Here is a 21502-nt window from a genome sequence, read left to right as displayed (position 1 = left end):
AGTTGGTAGTAGTGAAATGGTCAGAAATCAGTATTCATACTGCAAATGAAGCTGTTGAACCGATTTCGAATATTTTGCATGAAGCCGGAGCAAGCGGAGTTGTTATAGAGGATCCTTTAGAACTTGTAAAAGAAAGAAAGGACCAATTCGGTGAAATCTACCAGCTCAATCCGCAGGACTATCCTGAAGAAGGCGTAATTGTAAAAGCGTACTTGCCAGTAAACAGTTTTCTAGGTGAAACAGTTGATGAAATAAAAGAAGCAATCAATAATCTTATTTTATTTAACATTGACATCGGGGCAAATAATGTCAGCATTAGCGAAGTAAATGAAGAAGAATGGGCTACTGCCTGGAAAAAATATTATAACCCTGTAAAAATTTCAGAACGCTTTACCATTGTCCCAACCTGGGAGGATTACACACCTGTCAGCAGTGATGAGCTTATTATTGAGCTTGACCCTGGCATGGCTTTTGGAACGGGTACACACCCCACTACGGTGATGTGTATACAAGCACTTGAAAGAACAGTAAAACAGAGTGATAAAGTTGTAGATGTAGGAACAGGATCGGGTGTGTTAAGCATTGCTGCAGCTATGCTGGGTGCTGAGAAGGTGAAAGCACTTGATCTTGATGAAGTGGCAGTAAATTCAGCTAAATTAAATATTAAGCTGAATAAAGTGCAGGATATTGTGGAAGTATCACAAGGAAATCTGCTCGATGGTGTCAGCGAGGGAGCTGATGTGGTCGTTGCCAACATCCTTGCAGAAGTGATTCTCCGATTTACTGACGATGTGGCATCAGTCGTAAAGGAAGGCGGATACTTTATCGCTTCAGGCATTATCCAGCAGAAGAAACAGGAAGTAAGAGATGCTATTTCCTCTGCAGGATTTGAAGTTGAAGAGACCATTCAAATGGAAGATTGGGTTGCTATTGTAGCAAAGCGAAAGCAATAATGTGAAAAAGGGGGTAATCAACTTACCCCCCTTTTACAGTTGAAAGAATTTTGGAAAGGCAAGAAAGAGGGTGCAGGTTGTGCAGCGATATTTCACAGAGAATGCAGTAAATGAAAATATCTTTCAAATTAAAGGGGAAGACCGCCATCATATTGTGAAAGTAATGCGCATGAAAGAAGGCGACAATATTATCTGTGTCGATCTATCCCAAAATAGCGCACTTTGCTCAATTGCAGAAATTACCGATGAACATGTGGCTGCAGAAGTTGTACAATGGATTGAAGGGGCTTCTGAGCTGCCTGCAGATATTACTATTGTGAGCGGACTGCCTAAAGGGGATAAGCTGGAGTGGATCATTCAAAAAGGCACTGAGCTGGGAGCACATCGTTTTATCCCTTTTACTTCAGCCCGTTCAGTAGTAAAATGGGATGCTAAGAAATCTGTGAAAAAAGCAGAGAGATGGCAGAAGATTGCTAAAGAAGCTGCTGAACAATCACACAGGACCATGGTGCCTGAAGTGTTTGCACCTCTCGATTTGAAGTCATTGCTGAAATTATCTGGAGAGTATTCATATAAATTGATTGCCTTTGAGGAAGAAGCGAAGCAGGGAGAGGACTCTGTGCTCTATAAAACACTTTCTTCTATGAATAAAGGACAATCACTTATAGTTGTATTCGGGCCTGAAGGCGGGCTTTCTGACAATGAAGTTTCATTGCTGCAGGAAGCAGGCTTTCTTGCCTGCGGGTTGGGGCCGCGTATTTTAAGAACAGAGACAGCACCTCTCTATTTGCTGTCAGCTGTTTCCTATCATTTTGAATTAATGGGGTGAAATTAGATGCCTGAAGTTGCATTTCATACACTTGGCTGCAAAGTCAATCATTACGAAACAGAGGCCATTTGGCAGCTGTTCAAAGAAGCTGGCTATGAACGGACAGACTTTGAATCCGTTTCAGATGTATATGTGATTAACACATGTACCGTTACAAATACTGGTGATAAGAAAAGCCGCCAGGTAATCAGAAGGGCAATCAGGAAAAACCCTGATGCGGTTATCTGTGTAACGGGCTGTTATGCACAAACCTCACCGGCTGAAATTATGGCTATTCCTGGAGTGGATATCGTTGTTGGCACCCAGGATCGAGTAAAGATGCTTGAGTATATCGAGCAGTATAAACAAGAACGGCAGCCGATCAATGGTGTTGGTAACATCATGAAGAATCGTGTCTACGAAGAGCTGGATGTTCCGGCATTTACAGATCGGACACGAGCTTCCCTTAAAATTCAGGAAGGCTGCAATAACTTCTGTACATTTTGCATTATTCCCTGGGCGCGCGGTTTAATGAGATCCAGGGATCCGAAGGAAGTAATCCGCCAGGCCCAGCAGCTGGTTGATGCCGGCTATAAAGAAATCGTTCTGACTGGAATCCATACAGGCGGTTATGGCGAGGACATGAAAGATTATAATCTGGCTATGCTTCTTAGGGATCTGGAAGCTCAGGTAAAAGGTCTTAAGCGTTTAAGAATTTCTTCAATTGAAGCCAGCCAGATTACCGATGAAGTTATTGAAGTTATGGATCAGTCCAAGGTTGTTGTAAGGCACTTGCACATTCCTCTTCAGTCAGGCTCAAACACTGTCCTTAAGAGAATGCGCCGCAAGTATACTATGGAGTTTTTTGCTGAGCGTCTTGAACGCTTGAAGGAAGCTCTCCCAGGTCTGGCTGTTACATCAGATGTTATCGTTGGCTTCCCGGGAGAAACAGAAGAAGAATTTATGGAAACCTACAACTTTATTAAAGAACATAAATTTTCCGAGCTTCATGTATTCCCTTATTCAAAGCGTACAGGAACACCTGCAGCGAGAATGGACGACCAGATTGATGAAGAGGTTAAAAACGAGCGTGTCCATCGCCTGATTGCCTTATCAGATCAGCTTGCAAAAGAATACGCATCTCAGTATGAAGGCGAAGTTCTTGAAGTAATTCCAGAGGAAAGCTTTAAGGAAAGCAGTAACAGCAGTTTATTTGTCGGCTACACGGATAATTACTTGAAAGTTGTCTTCCCGGCTGCCGAAGAAATGGTCGGCCAGATTGTAAAAGTTAAAATTACAAAAGCTGGCTACCCTTACAATGAAGGTCAATTTGTAAGAGTCCTTGATGAATTGAATGAAACAGAAGAGGCCGCAGTTTAAAGGAATTACCTAATGGTAATTCCTTTTTTATTAGCTTTTATTTAAGTTTATTTCTTTTTAATAACTTTGTTTATTTACTGAGTTGATTGGAGTGGAGGGTACTTGACTCCTGCGGGAGGAGAGGGAAGTGGGAGACCCCGCAGGCGAAGCCGAGGAGGCTCCCGTTCCTCCCCGCGGAAAGCAAGTGCCCGCAGCGGAAATCAACGAGCTGAATTCATAAGCAAAACATCTTGATAAATTTATTAATATCTTTTGGGAAAAACTACTTTCGAAAACGATTACAAAAAACTTAATTATTGCTCGATATTTTATTATCTAAGTGATATTATGTAAGAGGTACGTACAACTGTTTTTGAAAAGGAGTAGTTAAAATGACAAATAATGTAGCAAAAATGATCGACCATACATTACTAAAAGCCGATGCAACAAAAGAACAAATAGAAAAAATTTGTGCCGAGGCTAAAGAATACAATTTTGCGTCAGTATGTGTAAACCCGACATGGGTCAAACTTTCAAGCGAATTGCTAAACGGCACTGAAGTGAAAGTCTGCACAGTAATCGGCTTCCCTCTGGGAGCTTCCACACCTGAAACAAAAGCATTTGAAACAAAGAATGCCATTGAAAACGGGGCAACAGAAGTAGATATGGTAATTAACATTGGCGCTTTAAAAGGCGGAGACAATGAGCTTGTTGAAAGAGACATCCGTGCGGTTGTTGAAGCTGCCAAAGGAAAAGCATTAACAAAGGTTATTATCGAATCTTGCCTTCTTACTGAAGAAGAAAAAGTTAGAGCATGTGAACTTTCTGTAAAAGCAGGTGCTGACTTTGTTAAAACATCTACAGGATTTTCAACAGGCGGAGCAACTGCTGAAGACATCGCTTTGATGAGAAAAACTGTCGGCCCGGAAATCGGTGTTAAAGCTTCAGGCGGAGTAAGAAGCGCTGAAGATGCACAGAAAATGATTGATGCAGGTGCAACGAGAATTGGAGCAAGCTCTGGCGCTGCTATTGTCAACGGCTTAACAAGCGATTCGGATTACTAAGAAAAGCGGAAGGCGCCCGTTTATCGGCATCTGGAGCTGGATTAGTTATCGAAATTCAAATTATTATACTTGCTGTAAGAAAATGCCGGGATTTTTCGGCATTTTTTATTGTTTTATCGGTCATGAAACCTAATGACAAACCTTCCAAACTGATTTGCAACTGGAAGAACAAGCAGTGAGGATAGTACATTAAATAAAACACTGATATGTGCAAGCTGCACATCCGGGGAACTGGCTGCATTTTGCCCAAAAACAGCAAGAGCATGAATAAAGGGATAGAAGGCTGCGACACCCAGGCAGTTCAGCCAGATATGGGCAAAGGCAGTCAGCTTTGCTTCTTTTCCGGAACCGATGGATGCTAAATAAGCGTCTACGCATGTTCCAATATTTGATCCAAGCATTATGGCAATGCCGGTATCCAGATCCATTGCTCCTGCAGTTAAAAATCCCATGATAATGCCAGTTGTTGCGGTGCTTGATTGGATAATCGCAGTAAGGACAATTCCAGCAGCTACTGCGAACATGTAATTCCCATCCAAAGTAAGCAGCCAGTGATTGACCATATCATTATCTTTAACTGAACCGGCCAGATATTCAAATCCGCGCATTGCTGCGAAAACTGCAGATAAACCCAACAATGCAAGACCGGTGCTTCGCATGCTGTTTTTCTTCAATACAGCCAGGATGCTTCCGGCAGCAGCAAGCGGAATAATATAAGATTCTATATTAAAAGTGATTAATTCTGTCGTAAATGTTGTCCCGATGTTGGTGCCTAAAATGATGCCGATTGTCTGGGGGAAAGTAAGCATCCGTGCAGAAACCATTCCAATTGTAATAATCATTACCGCTGAACTGCTCTGCAGGACAGCTGTAACCATTGTCCCAATAACAAGGCCTTTCCAGGGGGAATTTGTCATCACTGCCAGCCATTTTTTTAATGAATCGGCAGATAAATTAAATAGACCTGATCTTAAAAGTGTCATACCATAAATAAATAACCCGATTAGCAGAAAAAATAATAACAGCTGGACCAAGCATACACCCCCTATATTTAATACTATGGGACAGCATGCTGGGACATGCTTAAGTGCGATAAATTGTTTAGCTTGTCATGAACGGGGTATAAAACAATCACAACCAAATAAAAACTAATCCTATAGCAGGCTAATTACTGTTGACCTCGATAAGCTGTTATATTATAATTGCAAGGTACATGGAATAAACCATGTTGTTGATGTAAGTGTGTTGTGCTCGGAGGGAGGGAAAGAGAATGTCTAAAACCGTCGTTCGTAAAAACGAATCGCTTGAAGATGCTCTTCGTCGCTTCAAACGTTCAGTATCAAAAACTGGTACTTTGCAGGAAGCAAGAAAGCGCGAATTCTACGAAAAACCTAGTATTAAACGTAAGAAAAAGTCTGAGGCTGCTAGAAAGCGTAAGTGGTAAGAGAGGGTGTATGTAATGAGTCTTCTCGAGCGTTTAAATGAAGATATGAAACAAGCGATGAGGAATAAAGAAAAAGAAAAGCTAACTGTCATTCGTATGATTAAAGCTTCGCTTCAAAACGAAGCAATCAAGCTTGGTGAAGAGCTTAACGAAGAACAGGAGCTGACTGTCCTTTCTCGTGAAGTTAAACAACGCAAGGATTCCCTCCATGAATTTGAAAAAGCAGGTCGTGAAGATCTTGTTGAAAAAATTCGTACTGAACTTCAGTATGTCGAATTATATATGCCAAAACAGCTCTCAGAAGATGAAGTTTCAAAAATTGTTGCAGAAACGGTTGCTGAAACGGGTGCTTCTTCAAAAGCTGATATGGGAAAAGTGATGGCTGCTATTATGCCTAAGGTAAAAGGCAAAGCAGATGGTTCACTTGTAAATAAACTTGTACAACAACACCTTTCATAAAACTATGCAATAAAAGACCGAAAGCCATTGGCTGACGGTCTTTTTTATTTGGTGTTCACTTATCTTATTCGTATCCTTTAGTCTATGAAAGCCTAAACACTGCTGGAATGATTTACGTTCATTTCTTGGTTATACTTATAATGCAGCCGCTTTGTAAATACTAATTATATTGAAAAATAAAAATGAAACTTTTTAATGATTGAATCGTAAATACATATAGAATCAATTTTGCGGTTAAAGGGGGGAATGTTTTGATTGCCAGAAGAGCAATAACCGCCTTTTCATTGTTCTTTGCTCTGCTGCTTTTGGGAAGCCCTTTTCAAGGAAAAGCCAATAATGAAAAAGTGCTGATTGTTCCTATTGAAGAAACTGTGGAAAAAGGGCTTTATGCATTTTTAAATAGAGCGGTCCACACAGCTGAAGAAGAAAATGCCTCAGCCATAATATTTGAAATAAATACACCCGGAGGGGCAGTGGATGCAGCCGGGCAAATCGGAAGGCTGTTAACCTCGACAAATGTAAAAACAATATCTTTTGTTAATAAGCAGGCCTTATCCGCAGGTGCCTATATAGCATTGAATACGGATGAAATATACATGGTCCCGGGTTCAACAATGGGTTCAGCAGCGATTATTGACCAGCAGGGTAATACGGCTGGCAAGAAAGCGGAATCATACTGGTTTGCAGCTATGCAGAGTGCTGCCTCACAAACGGATAGAGATCCTGTTTATGCACTTGCTATGGCAGATGAATCGGTGGATCTGCCAGATTTAGGAGCGCCGAAGGGAAAGCTTCTTACCCTAACAGCTGAACAGGCTAAAGAGGTGGGTTATTCGGAGGGCACAGTAGATTCAAGAGCGGATTTACTGAAAGTGCTCGGGTTTGAGGGAGCTGCTATACAGACAATTGATGAAAGCTTTGCAGAAAAGGTGGCCCGTTTTATTACCCATCCTGTCGTTATACCAATTCTATTATCTATCGGAAGCCTCGGGCTTGTTCTGGAGCTGTATTCACCGGGCTTCGGCATTCCTGGGTTCATGGGGTTATCGGCTCTGCTCCTTTTCTTTTATGGCCATATGGTGGCCGGCCTGGCAGGATATGAAACTTTAATTTTGTTTGTAATAGGTATAGGTTTAATAATAGCTGAGTTTTTCCTTCCTGGAGGAGTTGCAGGAATAGCTGGAATAGCAGCAGTACTGGGCAGCCTGTTCCTGGCTGCTGACAATGCAGCCCATATGGGAATGTCTATTTTAATTGCTATGGGAGTTTCAATATTGGCATCTATATTAATGATAAAGGTGTTTGGTAAAAAAATGAAATTCTTCAAAAAAATAATATTAACCGATAGCACAAATACAGAAAAAGGCTATATTTCAAATAAGAGCAGACTTGAACTGATTGGCCTTGAGGGTTATGCACTTACAGCCCTAAGGCCATCTGGTACAGTTGTCATCGCGGATGAGCGGATTGACGTTGTCAGTGAGGGAGGCTTTATCCTTAAAGGGGCAAAAGTAAAAGTTGTTAAAGCAGAAGGCTCACGTATTGTTGTAAGGGAAGTATCTAATCTTGATTTAGATAAATAAAATCATCAGGAGGTAGGAATATGTTAGAAGCAGGGACAGTATTTGTTCTGGTTGCCGTTGTACTGGGTGTCATTTTACTTGGGATATTATTCACCTTTGTACCTGTAATGCTGTGGATTTCAGCATTGGCTGCCGGTGTCAGAGTCAGTATCTTTACATTAATAGGAATGAGGCTTCGCCGGGTTATACCAAGCCGTGTTATTAACCCGTTAATCAAAGCACATAAGGCAGGGCTTGATGTATCAACAAACCAGCTGGAAAGCCATTACTTGGCAGGAGGAAATGTTGATAGAGTTGTCAATGCATTAATTGCAGCACACCGTGCAAATATTGATTTAAGCTTTGAACGCAGCGCTGCCATCGACCTGGCAGGGCGCGACGTGTTGGAAGCTGTTCAGATGAGCGTTAACCCAAAAGTAATTGAAACTCCTTTCATTGCAGGTGTGGCGATGGATGGTATTGAAGTGAAGGCGAAAGCGCGAATTACCGTCCGGGCAAATATTGACCGTCTAGTCGGGGGAGCCGGAGAGGAAACAATTGTGGCGCGTGTTGGTGAGGGGATTGTCTCTACAATTGGTTCACAGACTGACCATAAGAAAGTACTCGAAAATCCTGATATGATCTCTCAGACGGTTCTCTCGAAAGGCCTGGATGCGGGGACTGCCTTTGAAATCCTTTCCATTGATATCGCGGACGTGGATATCGGTAAAAATATCGGTGCGGAACTTCAGACTGAACAAGCAGAGGCGGATAAGAAGATTGCCCAGGCTAAAGCGGAAGAAAGACGTGCAATGGCGGTAGCTCAAGAACAGGAAATGAAGGCTCGCGTTGAAGAAATGCGAGCGAAGGTTGTGGAAGCAGAGGCTCAGGTGCCGCTTGCCATGTCAGAAGCGCTCCGTTCCGGAAATATTGGTGTAATGGATTATATGAATATCCAAAACATCTCAGCTGATACCGAAATGAGGGACTCAATCGGCAATATGAGTGATGACGGCAAAAATGGCCGCAAAAATGACTAAATGATCCCCTATTGGGAGAAGGGAGGAAACTCTCTTGGAATTCTTATTGGAGAATCCTTTTATTCTCATTGCCCTAATCGCTTTTATTTCCTCCTTTTTCAAAAAAAAGAAGGAGGAAAAGCCTGTTAAACAGACTCCCCGTTCAGTACAGCAGGAGCAGCGGACACAGGCAGAAGGAACTTCTGCAGATTCTGCTTTGGCCGAAGCGCTAAAAGAAGAAAAAAGGCAGCAGGCAGAGAAAGCCAGAAGAATAGAAGAAGAATACAGGCAGCGTAAACAGAAGGCTGAAGAAAGCATGAAAGCTCTTCAGAATCAGCGGAGAGCTGCCGAAAGAAAAACAAATGCATTAGCGCGATCAGCTTCCAATAAAAACGCAGAGTACCCAAAGGAAGCCTCAGGAGCAGGGAGTTTGGAGCCTCGGAAACAGTCGCTTGTTGACGGAATTATCTGGTCTGAAATCCTTGGACCTCCAAGATCAAAAAATCCTCACCGATCCCTGAACAGGAAGCAATAAGAAAAGCGGAAGCGCCTTGCCCATCCCCGACAATGAACTCGGGGGGCAGGCAGCTTGCGCTAGACAGTTATCTAATTTCAGAATTGATACATTCTATTCTTATCAAAAATAAGTGCTAGAACCTCCTTTCATTTCATAAATATGAGATGAAAGGGGGTTCTTTTTTTATGGCAAAAAAGTGGGGACAATTCGTCCGCGGCTGGATGACTAAAAATATGGAGCTTCCTCAAGATGTCATGATGGATTTGCCCCGCATCACTATGATTGGGCAAATCCATATCTATATAGAGAACCACAGGGGATTATTGGCTTTTTCAGATAAGGAATTAAGACTGCTTTTGAAGCAGGGGCAGCTTTTAATTAGAGGGAAAGCTTTCGTTATAAAAACGATACTGCCAGAAGAAATATTGCTGGAGGGGAAAATTGACTCAGTTACTTATATTACAGACACTGATTAAGAATTCAGGGGGAAGGAAATGAAGAACCAGTGGATCGAATTTTACAGGGGCCTTGTAACAGTTAAAGCAAGCGGGAAGGGAATAGAAAGATTCATTAATGCGCTTACCCGCAGCGGAATCAATATCTGGAATGTGAAAAACCATGGAACACAATCAGTCACCTTCAAAATGAAATTGGAAGATGCCAAAAAAATAAGGAGCCACGCCAGGAACAGCGATTGCAGAATCGAGTTCCTGCAGCGGGCAGGAGCTCCATTCCTTGTGAAAAGGCTGCTGAAAAACAGTGGATTTGCTGCTGGTGCCCTCGCGTTTTTTGCAGTCATTCTCCTATTATCCAATATGGTTTGGGGAATAGAGATTAAGGGTGCAAATCCTGCTACTGAATATCAGATCATCAAAGAATTGGACAAGATGGGGGTTAAGAAAGGAAAGCTGCAGTTCTTTGTAGATAATGTGGAATCTATCCAGCGTAATCTTTCAAACAATATTGAAGCCATTACTTGGGTCGGTGTGGAGTTAAAAGGGACAACCTACCATTTGCAGGTCGTAGAGAAAAATGAGCCTAATAAGCCTGAGTATTTAAGTCCGCGTCATTTGGTAGCGAAGAAGAAAGCAGTCATTGTAGATATGTTTGTCGAAGAAGGGCGTCCAGTCGTTGATATACACGATCATGTTCAGCCAGGACAGCTTTTGGTCTCAGGGATAATCGGGAAAGAGGGCCAAACAGAGACTGTTCCTTCGAAAGGGGAGATTTTTGGGGAGACATGGTATAAATCTGAAGTTATTCTTCCGCTTAAGAGCACTTTCAAAGTCTTCAGCGGCAATGAAAAAGTCAAGCATGCACTTACGGTCGGAAACCTTGAAATTCCAATATGGGGATTTGGGAGCCCGGAGTTTGAAGAGTATGAGTTAGAGGAAAATGAAAAAAGAGTAAAATTCCTGAAGTGGGAGCTACCTATTTCATATGTGAATAAAACGTTCCGTGAAAGGGAGCAAGTCACAAGAATATATTCCAATAAAGAGGCATTTGAAGCAGCGAAAGATTTGGCAAGAAAAAAAATAAAAAGCAGCTTAGATGAAAATGCTAAAGTTATGGGAGAAAAAGTTTTGCACCAATCAATTGACAATGGTAAAGTAACAATAGCAATACATTTCCAAATTATTGAGAATATTGCAGAAGGACAACCAATTATTCAAGGAGATTCGGAATGACAGAAGACTTGAAAACAATGAACCTGCAGCTGGAAGACCCAAACGAAGCAATTGCCCTATTGGGAAATTCGGATGCAAACCTAAAAATTATTGAGCAAGAACTGAATGTTTCCATTGTAACCAGAGGAGAATCTGTATTTGTGTCTGGAGAAATGGACAAGGTAGAACTGGTTGGAAAGGTTCTGGATAAACTGCTTTATGTAATCCGGAAAGGGATAAATATAAGTCAGAGAGACGTTATGTATGCTCTTCAAATGGCTCATAAGGGTACACTTGAGTACTTCAGTGATTTATATGAAGAAGAAATTACAAAAAATGCAAAAGGCAAGTCCATTCGTGTTAAGACATTAGGCCAGCGTCAATATATTCAAGCAATCCGCAGAAATGACCTGGTTTTTGGCATAGGTCCGGCAGGAACAGGCAAGACCTATTTGGCTGTTGTCATGGCCGTAAATGCTTTGAAAAATGGGAATGTGAAAAGGATTATCCTAACCCGTCCTGCAGTCGAAGCGGGCGAGAGCCTTGGGTTTCTGCCGGGGGATCTAAAGGAAAAAGTCGATCCTTATTTAAGGCCATTGTATGATGCTTTGCATGATATTTTAGGTGCAGAGCATACACAAAGAATGATTGAAAGAGGCACGATTGAAATTGCACCGCTGGCGTACATGCGCGGAAGAACTTTAGATGATGCCTTTGTGATCCTGGATGAAGCGCAAAATACCACTCAAGCCCAGATGAAAATGTTTCTAACCCGGCTGGGCTTCGGCTCAAAAATGATTATTACTGGAGACAAAACGCAAGTTGACCTTCCAAAGGGAGTAAAATCCGGCCTGATAATGGCTGAAGATATTCTCAAGGGTGTAAGCGGGCTATCATTCGTTCATTTGGAACAGAGTGATGTTGTGCGGCATCCGCTTGTGGCCAGGATTATCCAGGCATACGAAAAAGAAAATCACCAGTGAACCGTTAAGCCGCCGACTTTGGCGGTTTTTTCATTGAGTAAAATAATTCAGCGGAATAAATGAATAACAGGAATCACCATGGAATTATTTGCTATTAATGAAATGTTTAGGTAACCTGTTAATAGATAGGCCTTTTTCTTGGTGAAAACCTTTAGAAAAACTGATATGATTTTACATAATTAATACTGAAATGCATATTTAAGTTTGTTGGAATTTTTTTACCCAGGACAGGAGGGGTAAATGTGCCAAACCTTCAGCAGAGTATGACTACAATCAGAAATTTGCTTAATATGACCTTTTTTCGTGTTCTCTTATTTATTCTCTTGGGTATTGTTATGTATTTTTCCATGTATAGCAATGTAAAGCCTGAAAAGCTGGATTTAGGCCTGTTCTCTGTTGCTGAACAGACTATAAGGTCACCGATAACAGTTGAGGATAAAGCAAGCACAGAAAGAAAGAGAAAAGAAGCAGAAAATAACGTTAAGGATATTTACGTTGTTAAAAAAGAGATTGCACAAAACAGAGTTGACCTGGTTACCTCCATTTTCGGTTCCGTATCGGAAGTGAACGATGAAGTAAAAGAAGAGATGGAAAAGAAAGAGAAAGCTGCTTCAAATGAGGCTGATAAAGAGGCAGGGGCACCAGACCCTGCAGACCCTGGTCCTGAAGATAAATTGGCCATGGTTAAAGAAAAGCTCACTGATGACGTAACAAGAGAGGTATCAGATGGTGTTTTCCTTTCTTTGCTGCAGGCAAAGGAGGGAGAGCTGAGCATTGCAAAAGACCTTACGGTAACGGCCATCAATAAAATTATGAATAATGAAATTCCGGCTGAACAAGTGGAGAACGCGAAAAAGCGTGTTGAAGAAGAACTAAAGTTTACCAGTTTAAATTCAGATTTGAAAAAAGCTGCAATAGAACTGGGACGTTATGCTATATATCAAAATCAATTTTATGATCCTGCTGCCACGGAAGAATTACGGCAGCAGACTGTTGAGAGTGTCGAGCCGGTTAAAATCCTGCAGGGACAGATTATTGTAGAAGAAAATCAGCTGATCAGCAGGGACATATACAGGCAGCTGGAACTTGTAGGACTCCTTGACAGTGTTAATTCGATTCAGCCTTTTATCGGATTATCGCTCATAATCGTCATTGTCTTATCGGCCCTTTATTATTATTTTCATGAAATGAACGTGCAGCGGGAATTAAAACAAAGTTATTTATTGCTGTTTAGCCTTATTTTTATCTTATCCATATTGCTGATGAAGGTCATCAGCCTATTCCAATATGCTGATTATTCAGAGATAGGATACATTTACCCTGCAGCTATGGGAGCTATGCTGATCAAAATACTAATTGATGAAAAGCTTGCCATGTACTATACGATCATTATGGCTATCACAGGAAGCGTAATTTTTAATGAAGGTGTCACTGGCACATTTCAGCTGACATCAGCCATTTATATCCTCTGCAGCGGCTTGGCTGCCATATTGTTTCTGAGCAAGCAGAATCGCCGTTCCAAAATATTGCAGGCTGGTTTATTTGTATCTGCAGTAAACATACTTGTTATCTTTTCAATGCTTTTCTTAAGAAACGGTCACTATGATACGATTGAATATGGATTTTACTTTGTTATCGCTCTGATTTCAGGCATTTCGTCTGCAGTGCTGGCAATTGGCCTGCTGCCGTATTTCGAGGCAGGCTTTGGAATATTGTCTACTATGAGGCTGATCGAGCTATCTAATCCTAATCATCCCCTGCTGAGAAAGATCCTGACTGAGTCTCCAGGAACTTACCATCATAGTGTAATGGTTGCCAATCTTTCTGAGTCAGCGTGTGAAGCTATTGGTGCAAATGGCCTTCTCGCAAGGGTGGGCTGCTATTATCACGACATCGGAAAAACAAAGCGGCCTCAATTTTTTATCGAAAATCAGGTTAATATTGAAAATCCGCATGATCGGCTCCCTCCGCAGACAAGCAAGAATATTATTATCGCCCATGCTGCAGATGGTGCTGAAATGCTGAGGAAGCATAAGATGCCGAAGGAGATAGTAGATATCGCCGAGCAGCATCATGGAACAACATTGCTTAAATATTTTTACTACAAAGCAAAACAGAATGGGCTGGAAGTAAAGGAAGAGGACTACCGCTATCCGGGACCAAAACCGCAATCAAAAGAGTCGGCAGTAATCGGCATTGCTGATAGTGTAGAAGCCGCAGTCCGTTCCATGGCGCACCCTACAACAGAACAAATTGAGGAACTGGTCAAAAAGATTATCGCAGACAGGCTTCAGGATGGACAGCTGAATGAATGTGATTTAACCTTAAAAGAGCTGGAAACCGTTTCACACTCGTTCTGCGAAACGTTAAACGGAATTTTCCATTCACGTATAGAGTATCCTGAAATGACAAAACAGAAGGTGAAACAGGCATGAATTTAAATATTGACTTTTTGGATGAGACAAATGAGCTTCAGGAAAATGAAATAGCCAAAATTGAAGAGCTTATTAATTTTGCTGCCTCTAAAGAATCTGTGGAGCCGGGAAGCGAAGTATCCATTACATTTGTGACCAATGAGCGCATCCGCGAAATTAACAGGGAGTATCGGGATAAAGATCGGCCGACAGATGTTATTTCTTTCGCAATGGAAGAATTGGGTGAAGGTGAAATCGAACTGAGAGGGGCCGATATGCCCAGAGTCCTGGGGGATATAATTATCTCCGTTGCGAAGGCGAAGGAGCAGGCGGAGGAGTATGGACACTCTTTTATTAGGGAGCTTGGTTTTTTGGCGGTCCATGGCTTCCTTCATCTTCTTGGCTATGATCATGAAAATCCAGAAGATGAGAAAAAAATGTTTTCCCGCCAAAAGGATATATTAGATGAATTCGGGCTCACGAGATAGAAAGGTCCGGAAACATAGTGTCCTCAGATCCTTTTCGTTTGCTTTTTCCGGCATTAGAACAGCAATATTGGATGAAAGGAATCTGCAGATACACTTGGCGGTGTCGATAGCTGTTATTATTTTTGGAGTATTCTTTGGCATTTCCAGCTTTGAATGGATGATCATTCTCCTGGCCATCGGGGGCATGCTCTCACTCGAACTGCTGAACACAGCCATTGAAAGGGTTGTGGATCTGGCAACAGAAGATTATCATCCCCTTGCAAAGCAAGCGAAGGACATTGCTGCTGGAGCAGTATTGGTGTATGCAATTGTAAGTGTAATTATAGGCGGGGTTATATTTCTTCCTAAAATTCTCATGTTTTGCAGTAATGTGAAGCTGTCCTGATGGGCAGCTTTGCTTTTTGGCTTTTTCCATATAAACAGCAAAGCCTGACAGGATTCTGCAGAAATAAATAAGCATGTGTTTGAAAACGCCAACTGAATCCGCTAAAATGACAGAACAGCAGTTAATATTGCAGGCTGGGGAGATGTTGTGGAATCTCATTGAGAATGGTGGCTTGGTTCAAAATTTAATCAGCCTATATATTTTTAGAAAATTCAATTTTTTTATTACGTTTTTGCTACAAACGATGAAAATCAAAGTAAAATGTTGTAAAATAAAAGAGAAGCGGCTGCTTCTTACAGAAGAAGCTATTGAGCGTCTCTGCTCAATCTAACTAAGCCCATTACAGTTCCAAATATTGGTTATTAATGGCGTGGGGAGCAACTCGCTTTACAGGAAAGGAAGAAATATTTGTGAACAGCGATCAACTAATAAAAGAAGCAAAGATTGCAAGAGATAGAGCATATGTGCCATATTCAAAATTCAAAGTAGGAGCAGCACTACTAAGCAGTGACGGGCAGGTCTTTCATGGCTGCAACATCGAAAATGCTGCGTACAGCATGTGTAATTGTGCTGAGAGGACTGCGCTTTTTAAAGCGTATTCTGATGGCGTAAAAAGTTTTTCAGCCATAGCTGTAGTTGCTGACACAGACCGTCCTGTTCCCCCATGCGGTGCATGCAGACAGGTAATAGCCGAATTATGTCCGCCTGAAATGAAAGTGGTTTTAACCAATTTAAAAGGGGATATTAAGGAATTAACAGTTGAAGAATTACTGCCAGGAGCATTTTCACCGGAGGATTTACATGAATAACACTACGACACCAAAAGGACACAAATCAGGGTTTATTTCCATAATCGGCCGACCGAACGTAGGAAAGTCAACGTTCTTAAATCGCGTAATTGGGCAGAAGATTGCGATTATGAGTGATAAACCGCAAACAACGCGGAATAAAGTTCAGGGTGTCCTGACAACCAATGACGCACAATATATTTTTATCGATACGCCAGGAATCCATAAGCCAAAGCATAAACTGGGAGACTTTATGATGAAAGTTGCCCAAAATACACTTAAAGAAGTGGATGTCATCCTGTTTATGGTAAATGCACAGGAAGGCTTTGGACGCGGTGAAGAATTCATACTTGAGAAATTTCAGTCAGTCCGTACACCGATTTTCCTTGTAATCAATAAGATTGACCAGGTACACCCAGATGAACTACTTAAAATTATTGAGTCTTACAAGGAAAAGTACGGGTTCAGCGAAATTATCCCTATTTCTGCTTTAGAAGGCAATAATGTTGAGACGCTGTTAGGACAGATTAAAGAATATATTCCGGAAGGGCCGCAGTTTTATCCGGCTGATCAAGTAACGGACCACCCGGAGAGATTTATCGTTTCCGAACTGATCAGGGAAAAAGCGCTGCATTTAACAAGAGAAGAAATACCGCACTCGCTTGCTGTAACCATTGATAAAATGGAGCGCCGCGAAGATAAGGATGTCGTTCATGTAATGGCTACTATCATTGTGGAACGTGATTCCCAAAAGGGCATTGTGATTGGAAAGCAAGGCAAAATGCTCAAGGAAATCGGAAAAAGAGCAAGGGTTGATATTGAGAATCTTCTTGGGTCAAAGGTCTTTCTGGAGCTTTGGGTCAAAGTCCAAAAAGACTGGCGGAATAAAATGTCCCAGCTCCGTGACTTTGGCTTCCGTGATGATGAGTACTAAACCCGGCCCTAATTAAAGTATTATTCATTTCTGGTTTATATGCATACAGGTGATTGACAATATTTTCGTCTCATGATTTTACAAAGACAGGCTATGATATAGATAAATGTATTGGGATAAAAGAAATTGCTAGTTGAATAACTGAAAGGTGGGGTTTTCGATGATGGATTTTACCTGGAGAGTGTTTTCCCAGACAGGAAATATTGACACATATCTTCTCTTCAAGGAGCTAGAAAAGGAAACTCAGGATATACCCGGCAGCAATGATGAAGAGCTAGCAGAAGCTGATTTTCCCATCTCATAGGTTTGTCGAAAGACAGGGATGGTGTCACAGTTGCTTGATAAATGTGAAGGCATCGTCATCAGGACAACTAACTATAGTGAAACAAATAAGATTGTTACTTTATATACCCGTGAATGGGGAAAAGTTGGTGTGATGGCACGAGGTGCGAAAAAGCCAAACAGCAGACTTGCTGCTGTCACCCAGCTTTTTACATACGGGAATTTTTTAGTTCAGCGTGGAAGCGGTTTGGGTACCCTGCAGCAGGGGGACATGATTTCATCCATGCGGTCCATTAAAGAAGATATTTTTCTGACAGCTTATGCAAGCTATATTGTCGATTTGACTGATAAAAGCATCGAGGATAGGAAGCCTAACCCATTCTTATTCGAATTGCTGCATCAAACGTTAAATTTAATAAACGAAGGATATGACCCTGAAATTCTCACAAACATTTATGAAATGAAAATGCTGAATGCTCTGGGTTTATATCCGGTACTTGATCAATGTTCTGTCTGCGGAAGCACTGACGGACATTTTGCATTTTCTATCCGGGAAAACGGCCTGATTTGTCACCGCTGCCTTGATAAGGATCCTTATCATTTTAAAGTGTCGCAGGCGACAATTAAGCTGCTTCGCCTGTTTTACTTTTTTGACTTGTCCCGCCTCGGCAATATCTCTGTCAAACCTGAAACCAAAGCTGAATTGAAAAAGATTATTTCTGCCTATTATGAAGAGTATTCAGGCTTAAACTTGAAGACAAAAAAATTTTTGAATCAAATGGCAAAGTTCAATGATTTAATGAAATGAGTTTCTTTATAAGCATAGCGTTTCGGCTTTTGTTATTATTGACAATTTAAATCCATTCCGCTATGATTCAAATTAATAAAATATAATTGCTGTGAAGGAAAAGAGTACTTAACATTTTCTAATTAAAGCGAACCCGGGATAGTGGGAGCCGGGCATAGATGGTTAAGGAAGGGCGTTCCAGAGCAATATTGTCTATTGACAACAAAAGAGGCTGCAGTCAAAAGCGCAGCAAATAGGGTGGAACCGCGGGTAAACTCTCGTCCCTATGCCATTGGGCATAGAGACGGGAGTTTTTTATGTTCACAGAAAGGCGGAAGCGCAATAGGTAGGCAGCTGCTAAGTCCATAAAGCTTTACTTTAAAACAAATAAGAAAGAGGTGTCCTATGAATATTCAAAACATGATATTAACACTTCAAAAACATTGGTCTGAACAGGGTTGTATCTTGATGCAGGCTTATGACACTGAAAAAGGGGCAGGTACAATGAGCCCGTATACATTTTTAAGGGCGATTGGACCAGAGCCTTGGAATGTGGCTTATGTAGAGCCTTCACGCCGTCCGGCCGATGGGCGCTATGGAGAGAATCCAAACCGGCTTTATCAGCATCATCAATTTCAGGTGATCATGAAGCCATCGCCGGATAATATTCAGGAGCTTTATCTTGATTCATTGAAAGTGTTGGGCATTGATCCGCTTGAACATGATATCCGGTTTGTAGAAGATAACTGGGAAAATCCTTCTCTGGGCTGTGCAGGCTTAGGATGGGAAGTTTGGCTTGATGGCATGGAAATAACGCAGTTCACATATTTCCAGCAGGTAGGCGGATTGGAATGTAAGCCTGTATCTGTTGAGATTACATACGGAATTGAAAGGCTCGCATCTTACATTCAGGACAAGGAAAATGTGTTTGACCTTGAATGGACTGACGGGTTTACGGTTAGAGATATTTTCCTGCAGCCTGAGTTCGAGCATTCGAAATACACATTTGAAACGTCTGATCAGGAAATGCTCTTTAATTTGTTCAATATTTATGAAAAAGAAGCACATAGACAAATGGATGAAGGACTTGTGCACCCAGCATATGACTATGTATTAAAATGCTCCCATACTTTTAATCTGCTTGATGCAAGGGGAGCGATTTCTGTAACAGAAAGAACAGGCTATATCGCACGATGCCGAAATCTGGCCAGAAAAGTAGCCAAAACTTTTTATGAAGAGAGAGAAAAACTTGGCTTCCCAATTTTAAAGGATAAGGAGGAAGGATCTCATGAATAAGAAAGATCTTCTGCTGGAAATTGGACTCGAAGAAATGCCTGCCAGATTTGTCACTAATTCAATGAATCAGCTTTCAGATAAAGTGAAATCATGGCTTTTGGATAAGAAAATATCTTTTGACGAGATCAGCGCCTTCTCTTCTCCACGCCGTTTGGCTGTTCTTGTAACGGGAGTAGATACCGCCCAGGAGGACATAAATGAGGAAGCGAAAGGACCTGCAAAAAAAATCGCCTTAACCGAGGATGGAGAATGGTCTAAAGCTGCGGTTGGATTCAGCCGGGGCCAGGGGGCTTCTGTTGAAGATATATTCTTTAAAGAAATTAATGGGGTTGAATATGCCCATGTCAGCAAATTTATTAAAGGGAAAGAAACAGCAGCCCTGCTGCCGGAACTCCAGCAGATTGTTACCTCGTTATCATTCCCAAAGAATATGCGCTGGGCAAACCAGGAACTGCGTTTTATCAGGCCGATCAAATGGCTTATGGCATTATTCGGAAATGAAGTCATTCCTTTTGCAATCACGAATGTTCAGACTTCAAACCTTACTAGGGGCCACCGTTTTCTGGGTGAAGAGATTGAAATTAACAATCCTTCTGATTATGAAAAGTCCCTGCTGTCTCAATATGTGATAACTAACCCTCAGGAAAGAAAAAGTGCTATTCTATCACAATTGGAAAAAATTGAAGAAGAGAATGACTGGGTGATCCCTGTCGATGAAGATTTATTGGAAGAAGTAAACAATCTTGTTGAGTACCCGACAGCATTATATGGCCAGTTTGAAGAGGAATACCTGGAGCTTCCGGAAGAGGTTTTAATTACTTCCATGAAGGAACACCAGCGCTATTTTCCGGTAAAATCCAAAGAGGGTAAGCTGCTTCCTTACTTTGTTACTGTCCGAAATGGATCACATGAACATTTGGAGAAAGTGGCTAAAGGAAATGAGAAAGTATTACGGGCAAGACTTTCTGATGCAGCTTTCTTCTACAGGGAAGACCAAAAAACGGAAATTGCGGTATCGCTGGAAAAACTTAGAAACATTGTTTACCATGAAGAAATTGGAACTCTTGCTGAGAAGGTGGACCGTGTTCGCCAGCTGGCAGCTAAACTGAGTGAGAATCTTCATTTCAGTGATGAAGCAAAGGCCGTGACAGACCGGGCTGCTGAAATCAGCAAGTTCGACCTTGTTTCGCATATGGTTTATGAATTTCCTGAGCTGCAAGGTTTTATGGGGGAAAAATACGCCATGCAAAAAGGTGAAAAGGAAGCTGTGGCGCGTGCAATCAATGAACATTATATGCCGCGCAATGCAGAGGACCAGACGCCTGCAAGTGATGCTGGTGCAGTACTGTCTATTGCTGAAAAGCTGGACACAATTGTGTCTTCCTTTGCAATAGGGATTATCCCAAGCGGCTCACAGGATCCATATGCTTTAAGAAGGCAGGCAACGGGTGTGATCCAGACTTTATTGGCAAAAAACTGGGATTTGAAACTCGAAGAATTGATTGCATTATCTACTGAGTCTGTTCTTAATTCTCAGATTGGAAAGAAATCAAAAGGTGAATTAATGCAGGAACTGGTTTCTTTCTTTAAATTAAGAATCAAATATATGCTCCAGGAAAAGGCAGTGCGCTATGACTTAATTGAAGCTGTTTTAGGCAGTGAAATCCGTTCCGTGCCTTCACTTGTAAAAAGAGCTGAAGTATTGGAATCCCAAAAGGATGCTGAAGGTTTCAAGGAAAGCATTGAAGCTCTTAGCCGAGTTATCAACATTGCTTCTAAGGCTGAGAATAAAGGTGACATAGATAGCAGCTTATTTGAAAACGAATACGAAAAAGCTCTGTTCAACAAATATTTGTCAGTGAACGAGGAATTAAGAAAAGAGGTTACAGAAGAAGCTGCCTTTAACCTGCTAATAAGCATGAAACCTGAAATTGATCAATACTTCGAGCATACTATGGTTATGGATGAGAATCAGGAAATTCGCAGCAACAGGCTGCACCAGATGGCAAATCTGGCTGATGTGATAAAGGAATTTGCAAATATGAACGAAATTATAGTTAAGTAACGAGCTTAAATTTTGCGTTTTATGCTGGAATAGGATTAAATTTTAAGAGGGAAGACAGCTGCTATGGCTGTCAGGAAAGAGCCTGTTATATTGCTGACGGGCTCTTTCATATTTTGCACATATCAGGTGAAGTAAAGAAAACTATATATGAAACACATCTTTTCATTTATGACAAATAGTATATAATAATTATATAAAAGTATAACCTTATTATAGTGGGAAATGAGT

At 41.4% G+C, this 21502-nt stretch carries 23 protein-coding genes and 1 other annotated feature; of the genes, 22 read left to right on the top strand and 1 reads right to left on the bottom strand.

Going from position 1 to position 21502, the window contains the following annotated elements; all coding sequences use genetic code 11:
- Positions 1 to 11 precede the first annotated feature (11 nt).
- The 4 genes from prmA to deoC all read left to right on the top strand — a co-directional run bounded on the left by prmA (position 12) and on the right by deoC (position 4184).
- Positions 12 to 953: a 50S ribosomal protein L11 methyltransferase gene (gene prmA / locus JI665_RS08830; protein ID WP_206838811.1), complete on the top strand. Its 942-nt coding sequence runs from the start codon at positions 12 to 14 to the stop codon at positions 951 to 953.
- Positions 954 to 1032: 79 nt separating this feature from the next.
- Complete coding sequence (locus tag JI665_RS08825; RefSeq protein WP_206838810.1) at positions 1033 to 1782, top strand: 16S rRNA (uracil(1498)-N(3))-methyltransferase; 750 nt, start codon at positions 1033 to 1035, stop codon at positions 1780 to 1782.
- A gap of 6 nt (positions 1783 to 1788) precedes the next feature.
- Positions 1789 to 3141 (top strand): tRNA (N(6)-L-threonylcarbamoyladenosine(37)-C(2))-methylthiotransferase MtaB, encoded by a 1353-nt coding sequence (gene mtaB, locus JI665_RS08820; RefSeq protein WP_206838809.1) that lies wholly within the window; start codon positions 1789 to 1791, stop codon positions 3139 to 3141.
- A 371-nt stretch (positions 3142 to 3512) separates the two neighbouring features.
- Positions 3513 to 4184, top strand: coding sequence for a deoxyribose-phosphate aldolase (gene deoC, locus JI665_RS08815; RefSeq protein WP_206838808.1), 672 nt, complete (start codon positions 3513 to 3515; stop codon positions 4182 to 4184).
- A gap of 113 nt (positions 4185 to 4297) precedes the next feature.
- Here deoC and JI665_RS08810 read toward each other — a convergent pair whose 3' ends face one another.
- On the bottom strand, positions 4298 to 5218 hold the full coding sequence (locus JI665_RS08810; protein ID WP_206838807.1) for a Na/Pi symporter: 921 nt from the start codon (positions 5216 to 5218) through the stop codon (positions 4298 to 4300).
- A gap of 236 nt (positions 5219 to 5454) precedes the next feature.
- On the opposite strand from JI665_RS08810, the gene rpsU reads away from it, so the two are divergent.
- The 18 genes from rpsU to glyS all read left to right on the top strand — a co-directional run bounded on the left by rpsU (position 5455) and on the right by glyS (position 21274).
- The gene (gene rpsU / locus JI665_RS08805) at positions 5455 to 5628 is read left to right on the top strand and encodes a 30S ribosomal protein S21 (RefSeq protein ID WP_009333009.1); all 174 of its coding nucleotides are present in this window, start codon (positions 5455 to 5457) and stop codon (positions 5626 to 5628) included.
- A gap of 15 nt (positions 5629 to 5643) precedes the next feature.
- Positions 5644 to 6087, top strand: a complete 444-nt coding sequence (locus JI665_RS08800; RefSeq protein WP_206838806.1) for a GatB/YqeY domain-containing protein — start codon at positions 5644 to 5646, stop codon at positions 6085 to 6087.
- Between the two features lie 251 nt (positions 6088 to 6338).
- A complete protein-coding gene (locus JI665_RS08795) occupies positions 6339 to 7670 on the top strand; it encodes an NfeD family protein (protein ID WP_206838805.1) in 1332 nt (443 codons plus the stop codon).
- Between the two features lie 20 nt (positions 7671 to 7690).
- The gene (gene floA / locus JI665_RS08790; RefSeq protein ID WP_206838804.1) at positions 7691 to 8689 is read left to right on the top strand and encodes a flotillin-like protein FloA; all 999 of its coding nucleotides are present in this window, start codon (positions 7691 to 7693) and stop codon (positions 8687 to 8689) included.
- Positions 8690 to 8723: 34 nt separating this feature from the next.
- Positions 8724 to 9203, top strand: a complete 480-nt coding sequence (locus JI665_RS08785; protein WP_206838802.1) for a hypothetical protein — start codon at positions 8724 to 8726, stop codon at positions 9201 to 9203.
- A 167-nt stretch (positions 9204 to 9370) separates the two neighbouring features.
- Positions 9371 to 9661 carry a sporulation protein YqfC gene (gene yqfC / locus JI665_RS08780; protein ID WP_035331147.1) on the top strand — a complete coding sequence of 97 codons (291 nt, stop codon included), beginning with the start codon at positions 9371 to 9373 and terminating at the stop codon, positions 9659 to 9661.
- A gap of 18 nt (positions 9662 to 9679) precedes the next feature.
- Positions 9680 to 10873: a sporulation protein YqfD gene (yqfD, locus tag JI665_RS08775; protein WP_206838800.1), complete on the top strand. Its 1194-nt coding sequence runs from the start codon at positions 9680 to 9682 to the stop codon at positions 10871 to 10873.
- On the top strand, positions 10870 to 11835 hold the full coding sequence (locus JI665_RS08770; protein ID WP_206838798.1) for a PhoH family protein: 966 nt from the start codon (positions 10870 to 10872) through the stop codon (positions 11833 to 11835). Before yqfD ends, JI665_RS08770 begins: the two co-directional genes overlap by 4 nt.
- Positions 11836 to 12077: 242 nt before the next feature.
- Positions 12078 to 14270, top strand: coding sequence for an HD family phosphohydrolase (locus JI665_RS08765; RefSeq protein ID WP_206838796.1), 2193 nt, complete (start codon positions 12078 to 12080; stop codon positions 14268 to 14270).
- The gene (gene ybeY / locus JI665_RS08760; protein ID WP_206838795.1) at positions 14267 to 14737 is read left to right on the top strand and encodes an rRNA maturation RNase YbeY; all 471 of its coding nucleotides are present in this window, start codon (positions 14267 to 14269) and stop codon (positions 14735 to 14737) included. Before JI665_RS08765 ends, ybeY begins: the two co-directional genes overlap by 4 nt.
- Positions 14715 to 15122 carry a diacylglycerol kinase family protein gene (locus JI665_RS08755; RefSeq protein ID WP_206838794.1) on the top strand — a complete coding sequence of 136 codons (408 nt, stop codon included), beginning with the start codon at positions 14715 to 14717 and terminating at the stop codon, positions 15120 to 15122. Before ybeY ends, JI665_RS08755 begins: the two co-directional genes overlap by 23 nt.
- A 79-nt stretch (positions 15123 to 15201) precedes the next feature.
- Complete coding sequence (locus JI665_RS08750) at positions 15202 to 15453, top strand: hypothetical protein (RefSeq protein WP_206838793.1); 252 nt, start codon at positions 15202 to 15204, stop codon at positions 15451 to 15453.
- Positions 15454 to 15487: 34 nt separating this feature from the next.
- Positions 15488 to 15931: a cytidine deaminase gene (locus tag JI665_RS08745; protein ID WP_211202479.1), complete on the top strand. Its 444-nt coding sequence runs from the start codon at positions 15488 to 15490 to the stop codon at positions 15929 to 15931.
- A complete protein-coding gene (gene era, locus JI665_RS08740; protein WP_206838791.1) occupies positions 15924 to 16844 on the top strand; it encodes a GTPase Era in 921 nt (306 codons plus the stop codon). The genes JI665_RS08745 and era overlap by 8 nt, the downstream gene beginning before the upstream one ends.
- Before the next feature lie 160 nt (positions 16845 to 17004).
- Positions 17005 to 17148, top strand: coding sequence for a YqzL family protein (locus JI665_RS08735; protein ID WP_009332996.1), 144 nt, complete (start codon positions 17005 to 17007; stop codon positions 17146 to 17148).
- A gap of 30 nt (positions 17149 to 17178) precedes the next feature.
- Positions 17179 to 17934, top strand: a complete 756-nt coding sequence (recO, locus tag JI665_RS08730; RefSeq protein WP_206838790.1) for a DNA repair protein RecO — start codon at positions 17179 to 17181, stop codon at positions 17932 to 17934.
- A gap of 82 nt (positions 17935 to 18016) precedes the next feature.
- Positions 18017 to 18202: a binding site (T-box leader), on the top strand.
- Positions 18203 to 18318: 116 nt separating this feature from the next.
- Positions 18319 to 19209: a glycine--tRNA ligase subunit alpha gene (gene glyQ, locus JI665_RS08725; RefSeq protein WP_206838789.1), complete on the top strand. Its 891-nt coding sequence runs from the start codon at positions 18319 to 18321 to the stop codon at positions 19207 to 19209.
- Positions 19202 to 21274 carry a glycine--tRNA ligase subunit beta gene (glyS, locus tag JI665_RS08720; protein WP_206838788.1) on the top strand — a complete coding sequence of 691 codons (2073 nt, stop codon included), beginning with the start codon at positions 19202 to 19204 and terminating at the stop codon, positions 21272 to 21274. The genes glyQ and glyS overlap by 8 nt, the downstream gene beginning before the upstream one ends.
- The last annotated feature ends 228 nt before the right edge of the window (positions 21275 to 21502 follow it).

It is taken from the genome of Bacillus sp. NTK034, from assembly GCF_017303275.1.
In the GTDB taxonomy this organism is placed as follows: Bacteria; Bacillota; Bacilli; order Bacillales; family Cytobacillaceae; genus Cytobacillus.
Note: the sequence above shows the minus strand (reverse complement) of the source record. Positions and strands in the feature narration are given on the sequence as shown.